The sequence below is a fragment of the Sorangium sp. So ce302 genome (assembly GCF_051530145.1).
GTDB classification, from domain to species: Bacteria; Myxococcota_A; Polyangia; order Polyangiales; family Polyangiaceae; genus Sorangium; species Sorangium cellulosum_B.
Genome location: NZ_CP150326.1, coordinates 1 through 21,616 on the forward strand (window position 1 = coordinate 1; position 21,616 = coordinate 21,616).

The following is a 21,616-nucleotide window of genomic DNA, read 5'->3' on the forward strand; positions in this document are numbered from 1 at the left end:
ATGACGATTCCGAAACACGAGCCGCGCGAGGTCTTCGATCGGGCGATCGAGCATACGCGGACGCTTTCCCCGGCCACTTTCGATCAGTGGTTCGGGGGAGTTCAGTTCGATGATCTGACCGACGGCGTCCTGACGCTGCGTGTCCAGAACGAGTTCGTCCTCGAGTGGGTCAGGGACAATTTCCTGCCAGCGCTCACGGACAAGATCCGAGAGCTCACCGGCTGGTCGGTCCAGGTCGCGTGGACGGTGGATCAGAACCTCGACGCGCCCATTGCGCAGCGCGTGGAGCTCACCCCGGTGCGTCCGCGGGCGCTCGTGGTGCGTCCGACCAGCGCGGCGCCGGTGCCGGCGCCGCGCCCCGAGCCGGCGCTCCGGCGCGTCCCGTCGATGCCGGACGACCTCAACCCGAAGCACACCTTCGCGAGCTTCGTCGTGGGCCCCTCGAACCAGCTGGCGCACGCGGCCGCGATCGCGGCCGCGGGCGGCGGGGGACGCCGCTACAACCCGCTCTTCATCTGCGGCGGCACCGGGCTCGGCAAGACCCACCTCATGCACGCGATCGCGCACCGCGTCTTCGAGGGCAGGCCGGACGCGCGGATCATCTACGTCTCGGCCGAGAAGTTCACGAACGACTTCATCACGGCCATCCAGCACCACCGGATGGACGAGTTCCGCACGCGGTACAGGTCGAGCTGCGACGTGCTGCTCGTCGACGACATCCAGTTCCTGGCCGGACGCGAGCAGACGCAGGAGGAGTTCTTCCACACCTTCAACGCGCTTCACACGCTCGACCGGCAGATCGTGGTGACGAGCGACAAGTACCCCCAGAACCTCGAGCGCATGGAAGAGCGGCTCGTCTCGCGGTTCTCCTGGGGGCTCGTCGCCGACATCCAGGTGCCGGAGCTCGAGACGCGCGTCGCGATCGTGCGGAACAAGGCGGCGCTCGAGGGCATCGCGCTCACGGACGACGTGGCGCTCTACCTCGCGCAGATGGTCCGCTCCAACGTCCGCGAGCTCGAGGGGACGCTGATCCGGCTGGCGGCCAAGAGCTCGCTCACGGGCCGCCCCGTCGACCTCCCGTTCGCGCGCGCCGAGATCACGGCCACGTCGCCGCCGCGCGCGCAGATGATGAGCGTCGAGGACATCCAGCGCGCGGTGTGCCACCACTTCCACCTGCGCTCGATCGACCTCACCTCGAAGGACCGCCACAAGAGCGTGGCCTTCGCGCGTCACGTCGCGATGTACCTGTGCAAGCAGCGGCTGAAGTGCAGCTTCCCGGAGATCGGGCGGGCCTTCGGCAACCGCGATCACACGACGGTGATGAGCGCCGTCCGCAAGATCGAGGCGCAGCGCGACTCGGATCCGCAGGTCCGCGCCCACCTCGAGGCGCTCGAGAAGAAGCTCGCTGACGAGTGAGCCGCGCCCGCGCGACGCGGAAGACGCGCGCGCGGCACGAGCGCGACCTGCCGACTACCGGGCCCTCGGTCCGCTAGCGGGCCGCGTGTCGCGTGGATCTCCGCGCGACGCGCGACGAGCGCGCGAGATCAGAGCTCGGACAGCGCGGAGCGCGCGTCGTCCGCGACGAGCTTGTTGCCGTACGCGGACGCGAGATCGAGCACCTCGGCGAGCTCGCGCCGCGCCTCCTTCACCAGGCCCCGCTGCTTCAGGAGCGCGCCGAGCAGGTACCGGCTCTCGAGCGCGTCGGTGCGGTAGGAGCGCGCGTCGGCGTAGCGCGCGAGCTCGCGCAGGAGCTCGCCGGCGCCGGCCGCGCCGCTCAGCCCGTCCAGGTAGGCGAGGTGCGCGCGGTTGATGGAGGCGAGGCGCTCGTGGCCGCTCTCCTCGGCGAGCTCCTTCGACTCGGTGAGCGACGCGTAGGCGCGCGGCAGATCGCCGAGCCGCCGGCTCGCGTCGCCGAGGTTGTGCAGCGCGGCGGCGGTCTCGAAGCGCAGGCCCGCGGACCGGGCGAGGTCGACGGCGCGGGCGGAGCTCTTCACCGCCGCGTCGAAGTCGCGCAGGAACACGTGCACGAGGACGCGCTGCTTCTCGCGCTCGCTCGCCGCCGCGAGGTCGCCCGGATCGCCGAGCGCCTCCGCCCGATCGAGGGCGCGGAGCGCCGCCGCGATGTCGCCCGTCGCCGCGCGCGTCTGGGAGATCGCGAGCAAGAGCCTCGGATCGTCGATCGCGTCCGTCGCCTCGAGCTGCTCGACGGCGCGCTCCGCGCGCGCGAAGTCGCCCGTCCGGACGCCGATCTCCGTCTCGCACGCGAGCGCCTTGCGGCGGAGGTCCTCCCGATCGCCGGCGAGGGCGTAGGCCTCCTCGAGCCTCGCGTACGCGTCGGCGAAGAGATCCACCGCGCCGAGGGCGCGCGCCAGGTCGACGCGGGCCGAGAGCTTCTGCTCCGGCGTGCCGGCCTCGTCGATGCGCCGCAGCGCGCGGGCGGCGACGTCGACGAGATCCGGCGCGGAGCGCACGCGCACGACGACGTCGGCGAGCGAGCCGAGCCACCCGGAGAGCTCCGCCGGCGAGCGGTGGGCGTGGTCGCCTAGATCGAGCGCCTGGAAGATGAGCCGGAGCGCCGGATCGAGCTGGCTCGCGCGGATCTTGTGGAGCGCCGCGCGCGCGTAGAACGTGGCGGCGCGGTCGCGATCGCCGGCCTGGTAGAAGTGCTGCCCGATGCGCTCGGCGTGCTCGGCGCCGTCCTCGCCGACGACCGCGACGTACGCCGCCGCCGCCGCGGCGTGCAGCTCCCGGCGGAGCTCCGGCGGGATCGCGTCGAGGACGATCTCCCCGTGCATGGGCGACGCGAAGCTCGCCTGCGCGGGGCCCTTGAGCCGCAAGAGGTCGCGGGTCGCGAGCCCGGAGATCGCGCGGCTCACGGCCGGGAGCTTCTGCTGGAGGAGCGCCGCGAGGACCTCGGTCGGCACCGGATCGCCGAGGATGGCCGCCGCCTGGAGCACGGCGCGGTCGCTCGGATCGAGCCGCCGCACCCGGGTCGCGATGAGCGTGCGCAGCGAGCGCGGCACCGCCGACGCGCCGTCGAGCCGCGCCTTCACGACGCCGCTGGCGACGCTGAGCGCGCCGGAGTCGCTCAGCTCCTTGATGAGCTCCTCGAGGAAGAGCGGGTGGCCGCCGGCGCGCTCGCGGCAGAAGGCGACCACGTCGGGCGGCAGGAAGTTCGCGCCGATGCGCGCCGACATGAGGCGCGCGCTGTCGCTGTCCGAGAGCTCCCCGACCTTGAGCCGGTAGAAGTGGGGGTGCGCCTCGAGCAGCGGCGGCGGGTCGCTGCGCGTCGCCAGCATCAGCACGGCGCGGAGCCCGCCGGCGCGGCCCGCGGTGGCGAGCAGGGTCTCGGCGGTGAGCTGGTCCATCGCCTGCGCGTCGTCCCACGCGAAGCAGTGGAGGCGATCCTCGCAGAGGCTCTGCACCATGCGCGGGAACGCGGTGCGCAGGATCGCGGTCGTCCCCTGCGGCGCCCGCCTCTCGGCGAGCGCCGCGCCGAGCTGACCGAGCACGGCCGCGGACTCGTCGTCGCGCAGGCCGAGCGCCCGCAGCCGCGGCAGCACCGCGCGGATGCGCTCCTCGTCGTCGCCCTCCTGGATGCCGCAGAGCACCTGGAGCATCGCGGTGAGGCCGCTCCACGGGACGTCGGCGCCGTTGTGCGGGCACGAGGCGACGTAGACGCCGACGTTGTAGTCGCCCTTCGAGAGCCGCCGCTCCATCTCGGCGAGCAGCCGCGTCTTGCCGATGCCGCGCTCGCCCTGGATGACGACGATCTGCGCGCGCTTCCGCGTGGCGGCGGCCAGGATGTCGCCGAGCTGCTTGAGCTCGTCGCGGCGGCCGATGAAGCGGCCGTACGCGCCGTCCGGGGGCTGCGCGGACGTGACGACGCGCCCCCCCTCGGGCGCTGTCCGGCCCGCGCCGGGCAGCTCCTCCGTCGCGAACGCGTTGCGGAGGACGCGCCCGGTGAGGTTCGACACGGCGACCTGGGACTCGGTCGCGCGTGCGAGCGCCTGGGCGGAGGCGATGAGCGAGGTGAGCCGCTCGTCGCGGATCGGGGCGCCGGCGCTGTCGACAAGGATGCGGGCGAGGTGGATGCCGGCGGAGACCGCGGCGCCCCCGCCGCGCGAGCGCAGGATCACGAGGGCGGCGCGCGCCGCGGCCTCCGTGTCGCGGCCGTCGGCGTCGCCGAGCCCGAAGATGGCGACGAGCTGCGACGCCTCCTGCTCGAGCAGCAGCGCGCCATAGCGCGCCAGCACGTCGCGGGCCCGCGCCATGCGCCTCGCCGCGTCGTCCTCGGATCCCGTGAAGATGAGCACGAGCGCCGTGACCTCGCGCCGCTCGCCGAGCCCGCGCGCGGCCGGGCCGCTGTCGGCCTTCTCGAGCAGCTGGAGGAGCCCCGACGCCGAGCGGCTGCGCGTGCTCGCCGTGTGCGGCACCTCGACCGGCGTGCGCTCGTTGGCCCCGTTCGGCTCCTCTTCGAGCACGGCGCTCGCCTGGATCTCGGCGCTCTTCTCCTCGTGGAACGGCTCCAGGAAATCGGCGAGGTCGTTCGCCCCGAACCGCTCGGCGGTCGCGTAGAAGAAGCCGAGGAGCGCCTCGTGCAGCCGCCCGGCGTCGGGGAACCGATCCTCGGGGTCCTTCGCGAGCATGGTGCTCACGACGTCGACGAGCGACCGGGGCACGTCGGGGCGCACGAGCGCGAGCGGCGGATACTCGCTCGCCTGCAGCCGCCGCATGATCTCGAACGCCGTCGGCGCCGCGAACGGGTTCGACCCGGCGAGCATCTCGTAGAGCACCGTGCCGAGCGAGAAGAGATCGCTCCTGCCGTCGATCGCGCCGGCGCGCGACTGCTCGGGGCTCATGTAGGCGAGCTTCCCGCGGATCCTCCCTGCGCGGTTCTCGCCGACCTCCTCGTCGGTCATCGATTGCGTCGCCTTCGCGATGCCGAAGTCGGTGACCTTCACCTCGCCCTCCCAGGAGAGCAGGATGTTCTGCGGAGAGATGTCGCGGTGGACGATGCCGAGGGGGCGCGACTGCTCGTCGCGCCGCCGGTGCGCGTGATCGAGCGCCTTCGCGATCTCGGCCGTCATGAAGACGGCCATGGCGAGGGGGATCGGCTTCTTCGCCCTCCGGCAGCGGGCGAGGAGCGTCGCCAGGTCGAGCCCGGGGACGTACTCCATCGCGATGAAGTAGCTCGTCGGATCGCCGTTCGGATGGTCGACGCGGCCGAGGTCGAACACCTGCACGATGTTCGCGTGCGAGAGGCGCACGGCGAGCTTGGCCTCGTGCACGAACATGTCCACGAAGCGCCCCTGCTCGGCCAGCTTGGGGAGGATGCGCTTGATGACGAGGACCTTCTCGAACCCCTCGACGCCGAAGCTCTTCGCCTTGAAGACCTCGGCCATGCCGCCTTCGCCCAGGCGCTCGAGCAAGCGATACCGCCCGAAGGTCTCGCTCAGCATCGCCCCGCCTGCGCCCCACGCAGCCTCGCGCCTTTGGCGCGCGCGGCGCTCCGGAGGGGACGGCCCGCGATCGGCGCGCGAGCCGGCGCCGCCGCGCCGGCCGCGTCGCCTAGCCGCGCGTCATGTCTCGACGGCCTTGTTTGCGCCGGCGTCATCGTCCCCTCCATACATCGACTCCGCGATCCGGAACGCCGCCCCCTCGAGACGCGCGTACGCGTCCCGGAGCGCGTCGAGGTCGCCGCCGGCCTCGAGCAGCTTCCGCAGCGCCGCGCACTCGGCGTGGACCTCGCCGAGGAGCTCGGCGTCGAGCAGATCGCCGTAGCCTTCGAGGGCCTGCTCGGTCGTGTAGACGAGGGTCTCGGCCTGGTTGCGGAGCTCGGCGAGATCGCGCCGGAGCGCGTCGGTCTCCTTGAACCGCTCGCCCTCCGAGACGAGCCGCTCGACCTCGTCCGGCGTGAGGCCGCTCGTGGGGGTCACCCGGATCTCCTGCACCCGCCCCGTCCCGAGATCCCGCGCCTCGACGCGGACGATCCCGTTCTCGTCGATGCGGAAGGTGACCTGGATCTTGGGCAGCCCGCGCGGCGCGGGAGGGATGCCGGTGAGCTCGAACCGGGCGAGGCTCCGGCAGTCCGCGGCCATCTCGCGCTCGCCCTGGAGCACGTGCACGGGGACGAAGCTCTGGTTGTCGACGCTCGTCGTGAAGATCTCGCTCCGCTCGGTGGGGATGGTCGTGTTCCGCGGGATGAGCTTGAAGCTCACGCCGCCGCCGGTCTCGACGCCGAGCGACAGCGGCGTCACGTCGAGGAGCAGCACCTCGTCCACCTGTCCGGAGAGCGCGGCGCCCTGCAGCGCGGCCCCGACCGCGACGACCTCGTCGGGGTTCACGCCCTTGTTCGGCTCCCGGCCGAAGAACTCGCGCACCGCCGCCTGCACCGCGGGCATCCGGGTCATGCCGCCGACGAGGACCACCGTGTTGACGGCGGAGACGGGGAGCTTGGCGTCCCCGAGCGTCGCGCGACAGACGTCGATGGTCCGCCGGATGAGGCCCTCGCAGAGCATCTCGAGCTCGTTGCGCCGCATCGTCCGCTCGAGGTGGAGCGGCCCTCCGCCCGGGCCGACGGCGATGAAGGGGATGTTGATCTCGGTCTCGAGCGACGACGAGAGCTCGTGCTTCGCCTTCTCGGCCGCCTCCTTGAGCCGCTGCAGCGCCATGCGGTCCCGGCGCAGATCGATGCGGCTCTTCCCCTCGAACTCGTCGGCGAGCAGGTCGATGATCCGCTGGTCGAAGTCCTCGCCGCCGAGGTGCGTGTCGCCGCCGGTCGCCTTGACGCTGAAGACCCCGCCCGCGATCTCGAGGATCGAGATGTCGAACGTGCCTCCGCCGAGATCGTAGACCGCGATCGTCTCGGCCTTCACCTTGTCGAGGCCGTAGGCGAGCGCCGCGGCGGTCGGCTCGTTGATGATCCGGCGCACGTCCAGCCCGGCGATCCGCCCTGCGTCCTTCGTCGCCTGTCGCTGCGCGTCGTCGAAGTAGGCGGGGACGGTGACCACCGCCTCCGTCACGGGCTCGCCGAGGAACCGCTCGGCGACCTGCTTCATCTGGCCGAGGATCACCGCGGAGATCTCGGGCGGTGAGTAGTTGCGCCCCTTGACCTCGACCCACGCGTCGCTGTTCGGCGCCTCGACGATCTTGTAGGGAGCGAGGCTGATCTGCTTGCTGACCTCGGGCGCGGTGAACTTCCGGCCCATCAGCCGCTTCACCGCGTAGATGGTGTTCTGCGGGTTCGTGACCGCCTGGCGGCGCGCGACCTGCCCGACCAGGCGCTCACCGCTCGCGGGAAAGCCGACCACGGACGGCGTGGTGCGCGCGCCCTCGGCGTTCGGGATCACCCGAACATCGTTGGCCGAGGCGACGCCTGCCCCTTCGACGACAGCCACGCACGAGTTCGTCGTCCCGAGATCGATGCCGATCACCTTCCCCATATGCGGCGAAAGATACTACAGGCCTGGATGCTCGCCGGGTGGGGAGACGACCTGGGCGCCCGCGATATTTGGGGAGATCGTGCGGCGAGGTAGCGGGGCACGGCAGATCCCGGACAGGATCACCGCCAGGATGCGCACCGTGCCGAGGGTGTGCGCCGAGGGAGCCGGCGCGACGCCGCGCGGAGGATCAGTTCGCCGCGGGCGCCGGCTCGACGGGCGAGCCCTTCGAGACGACGACCATGGCCGCGCGGATCAGGTAATCGCCCAGCATGTATCCCGGCTGGACCTCCGCGATCACGACGCCGGCGGGGTGCTCGGTCGAGTCGAGCTGCTGGATGGCCTCGTGCACGCTGGGATCGAAGGGCTTGCCGACCGCGGCGATGCGCTTGATGCCCATGCGCTCCAGCGTGTCGACGAACTGCTTCGTCACGATCCGGACGCCCTCGGCGACCGACTTCACGTCCGGCGCGCTCTCGGCGTGGCTGGCGGCGCGCTCGAGGTTGTCGAAGACCGGGAGCAGATCCTTCAGGATCGCCTCGCGGCCGCGGCGCTGCGCCTCTTCGACCTCGCGCCGGGAGCGCTTACGGAAGTTGTCGAAATCCGCGGCGGTGCGCAGCAGCTGCTCGCGCATCCGCGCGGCCTCGGCCTGCACCTCGCCTAGCTTGTCTTCGGGGCTGGGGGCCTGCTGCTCCGCGGCCTCTGCGCGCTCCGCCCGCGCGTCGGCCGTCTCCCCCGTGTTCTGGTTCGACCCATTTTGTTCCGAATCGCTCATAGGACGGCGGCACTATAACCAGCCGCGATCCGCTGGCAATCGCCAGGCCCATGGTCGGTCCGGAGGCGAGCGCCGGCGCCCGAGCGCGTCGGCGCTCGCCGCCGCGCCGGCCCAGGACGCCCGCGGGTTGGGGGGGCCGGCGCGCGGGCGCTCCGGACGCGCTTCAGACGCGCTTCTGACGCGCAGATTGCCCGGGTCTCCACGATCCGCTGCGGGCGCTGCATCGAGCGTTTGCTCCGACCCCCCGCCCGGCGTTAGATCGCCCCCCATGAGCATCGCCACAAGCCCCGCCGCCGAACCTCCGCCGGCGAACGCCTCGACGTCCGCCAGCGCGCCGCTCCTCGCGGCGCAGAAGCACCTGCTCGGCAACTACCGCCAGCCGCCGTTCGTCCTCGACCGCGGCAGGGGTTGCGAGCTCTTCGACACGGAGGGGCGCCGGTACCTTGACATGTGCGCGGGGGTGGCTGTGGCTTCGCTCGGGCACGCTCACCCGCGGCTCGTGGCGACCATCTCCGAGCAGGCGGGTCGCCTGATGCACGTCTCCAACTATTTCTTCAACGCCGAGAACCTCCGCCTGGCCGAGGAGCTCTGCGCGAAGACCGGCTTTGACCGCGCCTTCTTCTGCAACTCGGGCGCGGAGGCGAACGAGGCGATGCTCAAGCTCGCGCGCCGCCATTTCTTCAACCGGGGCGAGGAGGGGCGCTACCGGATCATCGCGTTCGACAACGCGTTTCACGGCCGCACCCTCGGCGCCGTCGCCCTGACCGGGACGCCGAAGTACCGCGAGGGCTTCGGCCCTTCGCTCGACGGCGTCACGCACGTGCCGTACGGAGACGTGGCGGCGGTGCGCGCGGCCATGGGCCCGGACGTCGCGGGGATCCTCGTGGAGCCGGTGCAAGGGGAGGGCGGCGTGCTGCCGGCTCCGGCCGGGTTCCTCGCCGAGCTGCGGCGCATCACCGACGAGCACGGCGCGCTGCTGCTCATCGACGAGGTGCAGACCGGCATCGGGCGCACGGGGCACTGGCTCGGCGCGACGTACGACGGTGTCCAGGGCGACGCCGCGGCGCTCGCGAAGGGGCTCGGTGGTGGGTTCCCGGTCGGCGCGCTGGTGCTGCGGGAGCGGCTCAACGGCGCGCTGCCCCCGGGCTCGCACGGCTCGACCTACGGCGGCAACGCGCTCGCCTCCGCCACGGCGCGCACGGTGCTCGCGGTCATCGAGGAAGAGAAGCTGTGCGAGGCCGCCCTGAAGCGCGGCGAGCAGCTCGGCCGCGGCCTCGCCGCGATCGCCGCGCGGCTGCCGGGCGTGTGCCTCGGCGAGCGCGGCCGCGGGTTGCTCCGCGGCCTCATCCTCGCCCCGACCGTCGACGCGCGCGCCGCCCTCGGCCGCGCGCGCGATCGGGGCGTGCTGCTCACGATCGCGGGGAGCAGCGTGCTCCGGTTCACGCCGCCCCTCATCGTGAGCGAGGCGCAGATCGACGAGGCGCTGGCCGAGGTCGAGGCCGCACTCGCCGAGACGCCGGCTGCAGGTTGAGGTGGTCGCCTCGCGCGCCGCGGGTCCCGCCGTCGCACCCGTCCCGTGCTCGGGCTGCAGCAAGCTGATCGATCCCCTGCGCGCGGGGCAGGTGGCGATCTTCGATCAGCGCTTCCATTACTTCTGCAACGCGCGGTGCCGCCACGCCTTCCTCGGTGAAGCGCCGCCTGCGCCGGGGGACGGCCGGCCTGCGGGCCTCGCGGCCTTGGGCGCGCCCTTCGCCGGCGCTCCTCCCCGGGGGCTCCCGTCGGGCGCGCCCCCCGGCGCCGGCGGGCACCACGCCTCCACCCCGCGCACCCCGCGCGCGGAGCCCGCGCGGGCGAGCGCCGACGAGGGCGCGGCGCGCGTCGCGGATCTCGACGCGCCGATCGTCGACGCGTTCCCGCCCGTGTCGCTCGACGAGCGGCTCCCGGACCTGCCCGTCCTCGACGACGATCGCGCGCTGCTCGAGCCCATCGGGAACACCATCCTGAGCGAGGAGCCGCAGCGCTACGATGCGGTCGAGGCGCGGGACATCGGCGCGCTCCTGCTCGTGCTCGCGATCATCGCGGGGACGCTGGCCGTCGCGCTCACCCTCGCCGGGGACGCGAAGCTCGTCATCGGCGCGCGGATCGTGCTCGCCACCGTGAGCGCCGGGATGCTCCTTGGCCGCGCCGCCACGACCGCGCGCGACGCCACCGATCCGCACCCTGCGCCGATGCTCGCCCCAGTTCTTGGCGGGCTCGTGGCCGCCGTCTGGGCCCTCTTCGGTCAGGACCGCGCCCTCGCGGCCGAGGCCGCGTCGCTCGCCGGCGTGATCGCCACCGCCAGCGCGATCAGCGCGTGGCTCATCGAGAGCGCCCGACATCGCGTGTTCGCGGAGCGGGCGTGGATCGGATCCGTGCTCTCGACCCCGGCGCGCCGGCCGCCTGGCGCGTGGGCGCAGGGCCAGGCGCCCGCCGACCGCGCCCCTCAGCGCGGCGGCGACGGCGGTCCTGTCGAGGGCGCCGGGGATGAGCTCTACGAGCTGCGACCGGGCGAGGGCGTCCAGGTCGACGCGGGGGAGATCGTCCCCGTCGACCTCGTCGTCACGGGCGGCGACGTCGAGGTGCTCCCCTGGATCGGCGCGACCACGCCGACCCGCCGCCGCGACGGCGACCCGGTCGTCGCCGGGGCCACCGTGGTCCGGGGTCGCCTCGTCGGCGCGTGCACCTTCTCAGGCGGCGATCGCGCGGTCGCGCGCGTCCTGCTCGACGCCCGCCGGCGCGCGGACGCCCTCGCGCCCATCGCGCAGGCCTCCCGCGCCCTGACCGAGCGCTGGGCGATCGGCGCCGCGGCGATCGGCGCGCTCTCCGCCTTCGTCGCCGGGCGCGCTCCGGTCGAGATCGCGATGACCGCGGCCGCCGTGCTCGCCGCGCTGTCCACGGCGATCACGGCCTCCATCGCCTCGGTGCACGTCGCGCGGGGCATCTTGCTCGGGCTCCGCCGGGGCATCGTCTACAAGAGCGCCGACGCCTGGGATCGCGCGGGGAAGACCTCGGTCGCCGTGTTCTGCGCCCGCGGCACGCTGCTGCTCGGCGAGCCCGAGCTCGCGGAGCTGGAGGCGACCGGCCAGAAGCTCAAGCCGAGCGACGTTCTCGCGCTCGCGGCCGGGGCGGAGCGCACCGAGGAGCACCCCGTCGCGACGGCGATCGTCCGCGCCGCGCGCGCCCGCGGCTTGCGGCCCGACGGCGTGCGCAACCCCAACTTCCACCCCGGCCTCGGCGTGACGGCCGTCACCTCGTCCGGCGAGGAGCTCTGCGTCGGCAACCGCGCGCTCATGCTCGAGCAGCGGATCTCGATCGCCGCGGCCGAGAGCCGCGTCGCCGAGCTCGAGGCGCTGGGGCGCACGGTGGTCCTCGTCGCTGTCGGCGCTCGCCTCGTCGGCATCATCGGCCTGCAGGACGGGCTGCGCCCCGGGGCGCGGGCCGCCATCCAGCACCTGCTCGACGCGCAGATCGAGCCCGTGCTGATGTCGGGCGACGCGCGCGAGACGTGCGAGGCGATCGGCCGCTCGCTCGACATCGATCACATCCGCCCCGAGATCCTCCCCGCGGATCGCGGCACGGAGGTGCGTCGCCTGATCGACGCGGGCACGAGCGTCGCCGTCCTCGGCCACGCGGGCGTCGACGACGCCGCGCTCGGCGCCGCGGACGTCTCCGTGGCGCTCGGCGCCGCCGGCTCGGCGCCCGCCGACTTCTCCACGGTCCTCGCGTCGGACGACGTCCGCGACGCCGCGCTCTCCCTCGCGCTCGCGCACCGCACGCGCCTCGAGGCGCGCGTCGGGCTCGCGCTCAGCGTCGCCCCGGCGCTCGTCGGGGCCGCGGTCATCGCCGCGTTCGTGCTCCCGCCGGCCTACGCGCCCATCGCCTCGCTGCTCGGCGGCGTCATGGCCGTCGTCCACGCCCGCGCGCTCGACGCGAAGAGCTGAGCGCCGGGCGCGCTCGCCGGCGCGGGGCTCCTCGCCGCGCCGGGGGCCGGCTACGAGACGTCGGGCGTGGTGTCCTTCGCGTCGCGGCAGTCCGCGCAGACGCCGTACATCTCGTGCTTGTGCCAGGTCACGTCGAAGCCGTACTTCGCGGCGATCTCTTCCTGGAGCGCCTCGATCCGCGGCTCCTCGAACTCGATGATCTTCCCGCAGTTGACGCAGATCAGGTGGTCGTGGTGCGTGCTGGCGTCGTCCGCCAGCTCGTAGCGGCTAAGGCCGTCCCCGAACCGGCGCTCGGAGGCCACGCCGCACTCCGCGAGCAGCTTGAGCGTGCGGTACACCGTCGCGTACCCGATGCCTCGGTCGTGCGCGCGCACCTCCGCGAGCAGGTCCTCGATGGTCATGTGCGGGGCGCCGGAGAAGAACGTGTCGACGATCAGCCGGCGCTGCGCCGTCGATCTCAGCCCCTTCTTCGCCATGTACGCCTGGAGGCGAGCGCGGAGCCGGTCGAGGGCAATTTGGTCCACGTGGCTGGCGCCGCTCCCCTCTCTCTCCATGACGGCCATGGCAAGTTTATCCCGTTCGCGGCGAACCGCGTCAAGGCCGGTGACCGAACCTACGTGGCGCGACCTCGCCGATGCTGCCCGTGCCTCGCTCGTCGGCGCTACTCGCCCACCTGCGCCATGTAGCTGATCTGAGCCGCCGAACCCCCGAGGGGGCTGAGCAGCGTGATGGGCGGCGCGACCAGGCCGGCCGCCGCCGTGTTGTCGATGACGACGTAGTAGAGGCCCGGGCGCAGCGCGTAGCGGCGGGTCTCGATGATCCCGGGCTGGAGAGGGCCGCCTGCCTGCACCGGGCCTGGCGGGGGTCCGAGCGGCTTGCCGGTCTGGTACGCCTCGCGCCAGGCGTCGCCGGTGGGCTTGTCGACGATCATGAGGTCCACGGGCGCGCCCTGCGCGCTGACCTTGAGGTAGAGCGCCTGGTCCGAGTCGGCGACCTCGAACGGCCCGAGGTAGTCGCGCTGGTTCGCGTACACCTCGACGGTCTCGTTCGCGAACGTGTACCGCTCCTCGTCCTCCGCCTCGAACGGGTGGTGCGGTCGCTGGGGCGGCATGAGGATCCCCAGCGTGAAGTCCTTCCCGGTCTCCTCGTTGTAGAGGACGGTGAACCCGCGGGTCAGCTCGCCAGCGACGATCTGGTTGCCGAGCAGGTTGGCGAGCCCTCCGAACGGCGGGACGTTGGCCATCACGTCGATGACCGGGTTCTCGACGTAGCCCAGCTGGAAGCTCGGGCCTTGCACGATCCGGTTCAGCCGTCCCCACACGTAGACGTTATCGTCCGCGAGCTGGAAGTCGGGTCGGTACTCGACGGACGTCGTGAGCGAGAAGCCCACCCGCTTGGCCGGCTGCATGTAGCCGTAGCCCGTGCCGGCGATGTGGACGGTGATCGTCTGGGCCGCGTCGTTGACGTCGTACGAGCACTGCATCGGGAAGAACCGCCCCATGGACGCCGATCTGTCCTGCAGGCGCAGCGAGACCCCGCTCTTCAGCATCTCGGGGCAGATCTTGCTGGCGCCGAAGTTCGAGAACAGGAACCAGCGGAGGGCGGGGCTCGCGTTCACGGGACCGCTGACGCAGGGGCAGCCGACGAACGTGAACGACAGCGCGACAGCGGCGAGCGCCAGCGCGGCGGACGCGCGGGAGAGCGGGGGTCTTCGTGCGGGCACGCGGGCTAACATAGCGGGTCGACCTCGGAGGGAGAGCGGGTTTGCGCGCGGGAGGACGGCCCCTCCCGGATCAGCGCACGAGATGCCATTGGACGCCGGGGGTCACCTCGAGATGCAGGTGATTTTTGTGCGCCCGGTCGTAGTTGGGCGTGAGGATCGACGTGAAGATGTGCTGGTCCATGGCCTCGCACACGATGGATCGCAGCTCTCGCGCTGCCGCGTCCGCTGGAGGGCCGCTGCCCGCCCCCTTGCCGGCCCCGCGGGGCCGGCCGGTCGGGCCGGCGCTCTCGCCGCAGACCGGCGCGCCGCGCCTGCCGACGAAGTCGCGCTCCACCTCGAGCCAATCCTCCGCGAACCCGCCGCCGACGCGCTCCTTGATGAACCTGTAGGGGTCGATCGCGAGCCCGCCGGGGTGCCTCGTGGCGAGCCTGCCCTCGGGCCACATCCTGGCCGGAGGCCGCCAGGCCGAGAACATCAGCACCTCGTCGACGTCGTGCGCGCGGAGGATCCGGCTGAAGTCCGAGAGCGCGAGCGCGAGGCGGCAGTCGAAGACGTCGTGCGGGTTTCCCGCGCGTTGATGGGCCGGCAGCGCCGTCCGGTAGAGGACCCCGCCGACACCTTGCATCAGCCGCACCGGAGCGAGCACGCCCGGCGCGCGCTGCACCGGCTCGAACGCGATCTTCCGCTGCGTGAGCGCCGCACGGCATTGCTCCGCGCTCATGGCCGCGTAGCGCGCGGACGGGTGCTTCGCCCAGTCTTGGTGGTACCTGACCCTCGGCTTGCCCTGCGCGCTCGGCGCGGCGGCGAGGGGGCCGAGCGCGAGGGCGAGCGCGCAGGCAGCGGCGGCATGGCGTGCGGGCGGCATCGTTGCGGTACATCCTCGTGCGAAGCAAGGCAGGCCGACCCTCTCGGGGGCCAAGTGACCACGTGCACGTGGCCGAGTAGCCGAGTGGCCGACCGCGCCGCCATCCGGTGGAGCGGGCCCCCCCGTGCGTGGGGGGTTGGCTGCCGATCCTACCGCGACATTTGACCGGGCCGCGCGATCCCCTCAAAATGGGTCGCATGCGCGTTCGTGGGTCAAGCGCCCGCACGTGCAGCTTGACGTACGGGAGCGAAGGTCCGGCCCGCATGGCTTCCCGGTCCGGGCGGTCCCTGGTCCAGGTAGCCACGGCGGCGCGCTTGTACGCTGCATGCAACTGATATGAGTGATCTTTCCAACCGAGCTCGAAAGATCCTTTTCGCCGCGGTCACCGAGTTCATCGCAACGGGCGACCCAGTTGGCAGCAGGACGCTCGCCCGGAAGTACGGGCTGGATCTCTCGGCTGCTTCGATCCGCAACGTGCTCGCTGACCTCGAGGAGGCCGGGTACCTCCACCAGCCGCACACCTCTGCCGGGCGGATCCCGACCGATCGCGCGCTCCGGCTGTTCATCGACGCGCTCGTCGAGCTCCGGTCGCTGTCCCCCGAGCAGCAGGCCGAGCTGAGCGCGAGGTTCACCGAGATCTACGCGGGGGCGAGCGATCCGCTCCGCGAGACCGGGCGCTACCTCTCGGAGCTGTCCGGCGCCGCGGCGATCGTCGCGGCGCCGCGGGCGGAGCTCCGCGCCCTCGCCCAGCTGCGCTTCATCCCGACCAAGCCCGGGCAGCTGCTCGCGGTGCTCGTCTTCGCCGACGGCTCGGTCGCGAACCGCTTCATCTCGGCCGACGAGGCGATCAACGAGAGCGAGCTCACCCGGATCCACAACCTGCTCACCGACGTCATCGAGGGGCGCACCCTGGGCGAGATCCGGGACCTGTTCGCCCGCCGCCTCGCGGACGAGCGCCTCCAGATCGACGCGCTGAGGCGCCGCGCCTTCGAGCTCGGCAGCAAGGCGACGGCCGACGTGACCCGGCGGAGCGAGGTCGTCATCGAGGGGCAGAACCGCCTGATCGATCTGCCTGAGTACGCCGACGTCGACCGGCTCAAGAAGCTGATGAAGGCGCTCGAGGAGCGCGAGGAGCTCGTCGATCTGCTCGACCGGACGCTCGCCGCCGGCGCGGGTGAGGTCACCGTGTTCGTCGGCAGCGAGGCGGGCGACCTTGGCGGAGGCCAGCTCAGCCTCGTCGCCGCGCCGTACATGGAGAACGGCCGCGTCGCCGGGACCGTGGGCGTGCTCGGCCCGACGCGGATGGACTACGCGAAGGTCATGCCGCTGGTCGACGCCACGGCCGCGGCGATGACCGAGGTCCGCGGCAAGGTCAAGTAGCGCCCTTCCGCTGCGGCTCGCGGAGCCGATCGAGCACGTCGTCGAAGTCCGGGGGCGGCGGCGCCTGGAAGCGCATCGGCCGGTCGTCGGCCGGGTGGTTGAAGCCGAGCTCGGCCGCGTGGAGCATCAGCCGCGCGGCCGGGACCCTCGTCCCTCGGTAATCCCGCACGTAGACGGTCTCGCCGACGAGCGGGTGCCCGGCCTCCGCGAGGTGGATGCGGATCTGGTGCGTGCGTCCCGTCTCGAGCCGGCACGCGACCAGCGTCACGCCCCCGGCGCCGGCCCCCTCCTGCGGCCCTCGGAGCACCTCGATCGGCTCCACGTGTGTCACCGCGAGCTGCCCCTCGCGCCGCCCCTCTCGCGCCGAGCCGCGCAGCCCGTCGCCCCGATCCTCGACGAGGTAGCTGCGGTAGGTGCCCCGCGGGACGGCGCCGTGCGCGAGCGCCAAATACTGCCGGTGCATCGCGCGGACGCGGAGCTGCTGCGCGAGGTGCTTCTTCGCGGCGAGCGTCCGCGCGAAGACCAAAAGCCCGCTGGTCCCCTTGTCGAGGCGCTGCACCACGCCGAGCGGCGCGCGCCCGCGCAGGCGGTCGCGCCTGGCCAGCACCTCGCGCACCAGCGCGTCGAGGGTCGCGGCCTGCTCCGCGGGGGCCTCGTCGCCGTACGGGATGGTGCTCACCCCGGCGGGCTTGTTCACCACGACGACGCTCGCGTCCGCGTAGACCACGAGCTCGCCCTCGAGCTTGCGCCGCCGCACGGTTTCGGGCCTCGGCGCGTGCAGGCGGACCTCGATCAGCTCCCCGCCGAGCACCCGCCGACGGGCGCTCGTCGCCACCGCGCTCCCGACCAGCACCTTGCCGGTCTCGATCAACCGGCGCGCGTCGGACCACGAGACCGCGGCCAGCGCACGGACGGCCCCGTCCAGCGGGCGCCGATCCAGCTCGGCGGGCACCGTCCAGCGGCCATCCTGCGGAGGTCGTACCTGGGCGGCCGGGTGGACCCCGGTCGTTTCGGCGGATTTGTCTTCGTGGCTCGGCGGAGTGGCGGGTCGGAGCGGACGCATGTAGAGCTCACCGGGGCGCCTCGGCTCCGCCCACCAGCGTGGGACCGGGCTCTACCGGCGCGGAAAAACGCACATCCGCGGGGCCCGCGGGGCGAAATACACCGCGAATGTTGACACATCGCGCGACCGGGGCCGAAGATATCCAGAGCCGTCATCGCTTTCTCGCCATCTGAGAGGAGACCCGTTCGTGGCCAGCACCCTTCTCGCCGTAGACGACAGCGTGACCATGCGCAAAGTGCTCGAAATCACCTTTGCGGGTCAGGATTTCCGCGTCGTGACGGCGAGCAGCGCCGACGCTGCGCTGCAGAAGCTCAAGAGCGATAAACCCGACCTGGTGATCGCCGATGTCACGCTCGAGCCGAAGAACGGCTACGAGCTGTGCAAGGCGATCAAGCAGGCCTCACCGGCGACGCCCGTCCTGATCCTGTCGTCCAAGCAAAACCCGTTCGACCCCGCGAAGGGATCGGGCGCGCAAGCGGACGATCACATGGACAAGCCGTTCGACACCCAGCAGATGATCGACAAGGTCAAGAAGCTGCTGGCGTCGCGCGGCGAAGCGAAGCCCGCCGCTGCAGCGGCCCCTGCTGCCGCGGCCCCTGCGCAAGCGCGCTCTCCTGCGGCGCAGCCCGCCGCGCAGCCCGCGGCCGCCGCGCAGCAGGCGGCAGCGAGCCCGCTCCAGCGCGCGAAGACCCTCATCTACACGCCCAACGCGCCGGCCACGAGCGCTGCGCCGGCCCAGGCCTCGGTCAAGACGGCGCCGGGCGGCTCGGCGAACGTGCCGGTCACGACGACGATGGCCTTCTCGCCGACGCCGGTGTCCGGCGTGCCGAAGACCGCGACGGGGCCTGCCGCCGTCGCCGCGACCGCCTCCGCGCAGGTCAACGGCCAGATGGCGAGCAAGCTCGAGGGCCTCGGCCTCACCTCCGAGCAGGTGGAGGCCGTGATGGCGCTGTCCCGCGACGTCGTGGAGCGCGTCGTGTGGGAGGTCGTGCCGGTGCTCGCCGAGACGATCATCAAGGAAGAGATCGCGCGCCTGACGAAGTAGGCGCCCACCGCGGCCGCTGCTTGGCCGCGGGTGTCGACCCGCCCCTGCTCCTGTCGCGCCGGCCAGGCACGCGAACGGGGCGGGGCGCCTTCCTGGGCGCGTGAGGCCCACCGATCCATGTACGGTACGGCGCTCCTCGCGCCGCGGCGTCGCTCGCGGGGCGCGCGCGGTCGGGATCGCAGCGCGGGCGCATGCGACCGCTGCTTTGCCCGGCGACCTGGAGTTGCTACGCCAGGGCCGCGCCTCGTTCCGCGGTTGGCGCAGCCATGAACGACACACACGACAAACGCAGCGGTGCGCCCGCGGACGCCCGCGACGGGACGGCCGCGGGCGATCTGGAGAGCCCGAACGCTCCTGAGCCACGCGCGCCTTCCGCTGGCGACGGAGCGGCGGGGAGCGACGACATGGTCGGGATGGCCGGGGTCGCGGCCGACGCCGAGGAGGCTCGCCTCGTGCCGCAGGGCAACCCGCTCCGCTGGCGCGGCGCTGCCGTGTCCGCCGCGGGCGCCCTCCTCACGTTCGTCGTGATGGCGCTCGCGCCTCAGCTGCGCTGGGGTGTCCCGATCGGCGCGCTCGGCGTCGCCATCGCGGCGATCGGCCTGCTCGATCTGCTCGGCACGTTCGACGATCCCCCCGAGCGCGTCGCCATGCGCGTCGGGATCCGCGACCTCCTCGGCCCGCTCGCGCTGCTCGGGGGTGGGCTCGTCGCGCTCTTCGTCCTGATCACGCTGAGCGTCGCGGGCTTCTTCTCGCCGAGCCCCCTCTCGTCGGACGGCGCGCCGACGCTGCTCTCGCTGGCGGTGCCCGCCATCGCCGTCCCTGCCGCGTTTCTCACGGCGGTCATCGGCGCGTTCCGGTTCGGCGAGCGCCTCGGCCCCTGTCGCGTCGACGAGGCGGGAGCTCCGCGCCCCCTCGGCCGGCGGCACGGCTTCTGGCTCGTCGCCGTCGTCACGCTGCTCTACCTGCCCATGCTCGGGAGCCACTCGCTCACCGATCCCTGGGAGACGCACTACGGCGAGGTAGCGCGCGAGATCCTGGCCAGGAACGACTGGATCTCCCTCTGGTGGGCGCAGGACGGCTGGTTCTGGTCGAAGCCGGTGCTCGACTTCTGGATGCAGGCGCTCGCGATGGCCGCGTTCGGCGTCCGCTACCGCTCGGGCGAGATGCTCTCGGCGGCCGCCGAGGGGCGCACCCCGTGGCCCGAGTGGGCCGTCAGGCTCCCCGTCTTCGCGCTGACGCTCATCGCCGTCTATCTTCTCTACAAGGCCGTCTCGCGGATCTTCAGCCGCCGCGCGGGGCTGCTCGCGGGGCTCGTCCTCGCCACGATGCCGCAGTGGTTCCTGGTCTCCCACCAGACCATGACCGACATGCCGTTCGTCGCGACGATGGCCGCGGCGATGGCGCTCCTCCTGCTCGGCATCCACACCGACGACGCGGAGGAGGCGCGCGTCTACGAGGTGGATCTCGGCCCGCTCAAGGTGGGCCTCTCGGCCTATCACCTCGTGCTGGGGGCGATCCTGGCCTGCGCGCTGCCGCAGATCCTCTACCTGCTCTCGCGTCACCTCGAGATCGGCCTTTCGCCCTTCGGCCTCCACTTCCGCGGCGACGTCTTCAGCTCGGGCTCACCGGGCAACTGCGGTCTCCCTGGCAACGAGGCCTGCCGGTCGGTGCTGCCCGTGCTCCCCGGCCTTCAGCCTGCGCTCCAGGCGCTCGTCTGGGTGCAGACGCTCGGGATCGTCCTGTACGCCAGCTGGGGCGAGCGGCGCGTCCAGCGGCTCCTCTTCCTCTCGGCGTGGTTCTTCGCTGCCCTGTCCACGATGGCCAAGGGGCCGGCCGGCTTCGGGCTCCCGGTGCTCTGCGCGCTCGGCTACGTCGTCGTCTCCCGCCGGTACCGCGACGTGCTCAAGATGGAGATCCCCGTCGGGCTGCTCGTGCTCGCGTGCGTCGCGTTGCCCTGGTTCGTCGCGATGTACGCGCGTCACGGCCAGCCGTTCACCGACAGGCTCCTGTTCCACGACATGTTCAAGCGCGCCTTCACCCACGTCCACGACACGAACGAGGGCGACGACGTGAGCTTCCGCTATTACGTGTGGCAGCTCGGCTACGCGATGTTCCCGTGGACCGGGCTCGTGCCCGCGTCGCTCGTGTGGTGGCTCAGGCGGCGCGAGGGGGCGACGCCGGGGGAGCGCGGCTCGGTCGACGTCCGCCAGGGCGACGCCTCGGTGTTCCTGGCGATGTGGTTCCTCTTCGGCTTCGCGCTGTTCTCGCTGATGCTGACGAAGTTCCATCACTACATCCTGCCGGCCGTCCCGCCGGCGGCGATGCTCACGGGGATCCTGCTCGACGACATGCTGCGCCTCGATGGCCGCGCGGGAGGGCTCGCGCGCCGCTCGAACGGCGCCTCCTCGCCGGTGCAGTCGGCGCGCTCCGCCGCGGTGGTCAGCTACGAGCGCGCGATGCTCGGCGCCGTCGCGCTCGGCGCTGCGCTCCTCGTGTTCCTCGTCGGGCGCGATCTCGCGATGGTGCGCGAGGGACAGCCGAGCCAGGCCAGGCTGCTGCACCTGTTCACGTACAATTACAAGCGCCCCTGGCCGCAGTCGCTCGACTTCTCCGCGGCCCTGTGGGCCTTCACCGCCGCCGCCGCTGCGCTGTGCTTGCTGCTGATGGTCGCGCGCTGGCGCCGCCACGTCGTCTACGCGCTCCTGTCGCTCGCCGTCGTGTTCACGGCGTGGGGCATCGACGTGTACTTCGTGCGGACGTCGCCTCACTGGGGGCAACGCGAGACGTTGCTCGCCTACGTGCGCGCGAATCAGCAGATCCCAGGGCCGCTCGTCGCTTACCAGCTGAACTGGAAGGGCGAGAACTTCTATGCCGGTAACCGGCTGGCGGCCTTCGTGTCGAGCGGAAAGAAGTTCCAGGATTACATCAACGAGCAGAAGAAGAAGGGCGTGAAGACCTTCTACTTCGTCACCGAGCACGGACGCACGGGCTCCTTGTCGAACGAGCTCGGCAGCCCTCGCATCTTCGAGAAGCTCACTTCCATCGAGCTCAACAACAAATTCCTCGTGGTGCGAGCGACATTCGAGTGAGCCAAATGGAACCGGAGGGCGCTCTCACCAGCGCTGTCCGGCTGTGACGCTGTACGCCTGCTCCGGCCCGGGGAATGCCGCTGTCGATGTTCGACGGTCATGCTGAATCAGGAGTGTCCTTGCATCTCTGTCGCCGTGGCGGCGCAGCAGCGCAAGGGGACTCCTGCTGGGACGTCCTAAGTACCTGAATCGACTTGAAGAAGTCGCAGGCACGCGCCCTGCTCTCCCCTGGGATCGAGCGTCGCGGCGGAGAC

13 protein-coding genes are annotated in these 21,616 nt (G+C 72.3%); 6 read left to right on the plus strand and 7 right to left on the minus strand.

Going from position 1 to position 21,616, the window contains the following annotated elements; translation table 11 throughout:
• Positions 1-1,416, plus strand: a complete 1,416-nt coding sequence (gene dnaA, locus WME73_RS00005) for a chromosomal replication initiator protein DnaA (RefSeq protein ID WP_437743512.1) — start codon at positions 1-3, stop codon at positions 1,414-1,416.
• A gap of 128 nt (positions 1,417-1,544) precedes the next feature.
• Here the strand turns inward: dnaA and WME73_RS00010 are convergent, their stop codons facing one another.
• From WME73_RS00010 to grpE, 3 genes are all read right to left on the minus strand, one after another.
• The gene (locus WME73_RS00010; protein WP_437914352.1) at positions 1,545-5,462 is read right to left on the minus strand and encodes a serine/threonine-protein kinase; all 3,918 of its coding nucleotides are present in this window, start codon (positions 5,460-5,462) and stop codon (positions 1,545-1,547) included.
• A gap of 120 nt (positions 5,463-5,582) precedes the next feature.
• A complete protein-coding gene (dnaK, locus tag WME73_RS00015; RefSeq protein WP_437743514.1) occupies positions 5,583-7,445 on the minus strand; it encodes a molecular chaperone DnaK in 1,863 nt (620 codons plus the stop codon).
• A 187-nt stretch (positions 7,446-7,632) separates the two neighbouring features.
• Positions 7,633-8,217 carry a nucleotide exchange factor GrpE gene (gene grpE / locus WME73_RS00020; RefSeq protein WP_437743515.1) on the minus strand — a complete coding sequence of 195 codons (585 nt, stop codon included), beginning with the start codon at positions 8,215-8,217 and terminating at the stop codon, positions 7,633-7,635.
• A gap of 268 nt (positions 8,218-8,485) precedes the next feature.
• Between grpE and WME73_RS00025 the strand changes: the two genes are divergently transcribed.
• Together WME73_RS00025 and WME73_RS00030 are read left to right on the plus strand one after the other, a co-directional pair.
• Positions 8,486-9,748 (plus strand): aspartate aminotransferase family protein, encoded by a 1,263-nt coding sequence (locus tag WME73_RS00025; RefSeq protein WP_437743516.1) that lies wholly within the window; start codon positions 8,486-8,488, stop codon positions 9,746-9,748.
• Position 9,749: 1 nt separating this feature from the next.
• Positions 9,750-12,197 (plus strand): HAD family hydrolase, encoded by a 2,448-nt coding sequence (locus tag WME73_RS00030; protein ID WP_437743517.1) that lies wholly within the window; start codon positions 9,750-9,752, stop codon positions 12,195-12,197.
• Positions 12,198-12,247: 50 nt separating this feature from the next.
• On the opposite strand, the gene WME73_RS00035 is transcribed toward WME73_RS00030, so the two are convergent.
• The 3 genes from WME73_RS00035 to WME73_RS00045 form a co-directional block, all read right to left on the minus strand.
• On the minus strand, positions 12,248-12,760 hold the full coding sequence (locus WME73_RS00035; RefSeq protein ID WP_437743518.1) for a Fur family transcriptional regulator: 513 nt from the start codon (positions 12,758-12,760) through the stop codon (positions 12,248-12,250).
• Between the two features lie 98 nt (positions 12,761-12,858).
• Complete coding sequence (locus WME73_RS00040) at positions 12,859-13,920, minus strand: hypothetical protein (protein ID WP_437714927.1); 1,062 nt, start codon at positions 13,918-13,920, stop codon at positions 12,859-12,861.
• 70 nt (positions 13,921-13,990) lie between these two features.
• Positions 13,991-14,785, minus strand: coding sequence for a hypothetical protein (locus WME73_RS00045; RefSeq protein ID WP_437914353.1), 795 nt, complete (start codon positions 14,783-14,785; stop codon positions 13,991-13,993).
• A gap of 336 nt (positions 14,786-15,121) precedes the next feature.
• Here WME73_RS00045 and hrcA point away from each other — a divergent pair, with 336 nt between their 5' ends.
• The gene (hrcA, locus tag WME73_RS00050) at positions 15,122-16,165 is read left to right on the plus strand and encodes a heat-inducible transcriptional repressor HrcA (protein WP_437743520.1); all 1,044 of its coding nucleotides are present in this window, start codon (positions 15,122-15,124) and stop codon (positions 16,163-16,165) included.
• On the opposite strand, the gene WME73_RS00055 is transcribed toward hrcA, so the two are convergent.
• Positions 16,158-17,117, minus strand: a complete 960-nt coding sequence (locus tag WME73_RS00055; protein ID WP_437743521.1) for an RluA family pseudouridine synthase — start codon at positions 17,115-17,117, stop codon at positions 16,158-16,160. The two genes, hrcA and WME73_RS00055, sit on opposite strands and share 8 nt — an antisense overlap.
• A gap of 298 nt (positions 17,118-17,415) precedes the next feature.
• Here WME73_RS00055 and WME73_RS00060 point away from each other — a divergent pair, with 298 nt between their 5' ends.
• Together WME73_RS00060 and WME73_RS00065 are read left to right on the plus strand one after the other, a co-directional pair.
• Positions 17,416-18,273, plus strand: a complete 858-nt coding sequence (locus WME73_RS00060; protein WP_437914354.1) for a response regulator transcription factor — start codon at positions 17,416-17,418, stop codon at positions 18,271-18,273.
• 266 nt (positions 18,274-18,539) lie between these two features.
• Positions 18,540-21,362 (plus strand): ArnT family glycosyltransferase, encoded by a 2,823-nt coding sequence (locus WME73_RS00065; protein WP_437914355.1) that lies wholly within the window; start codon positions 18,540-18,542, stop codon positions 21,360-21,362.
• The last annotated feature ends 254 nt before the right edge of the window (positions 21,363-21,616 follow it).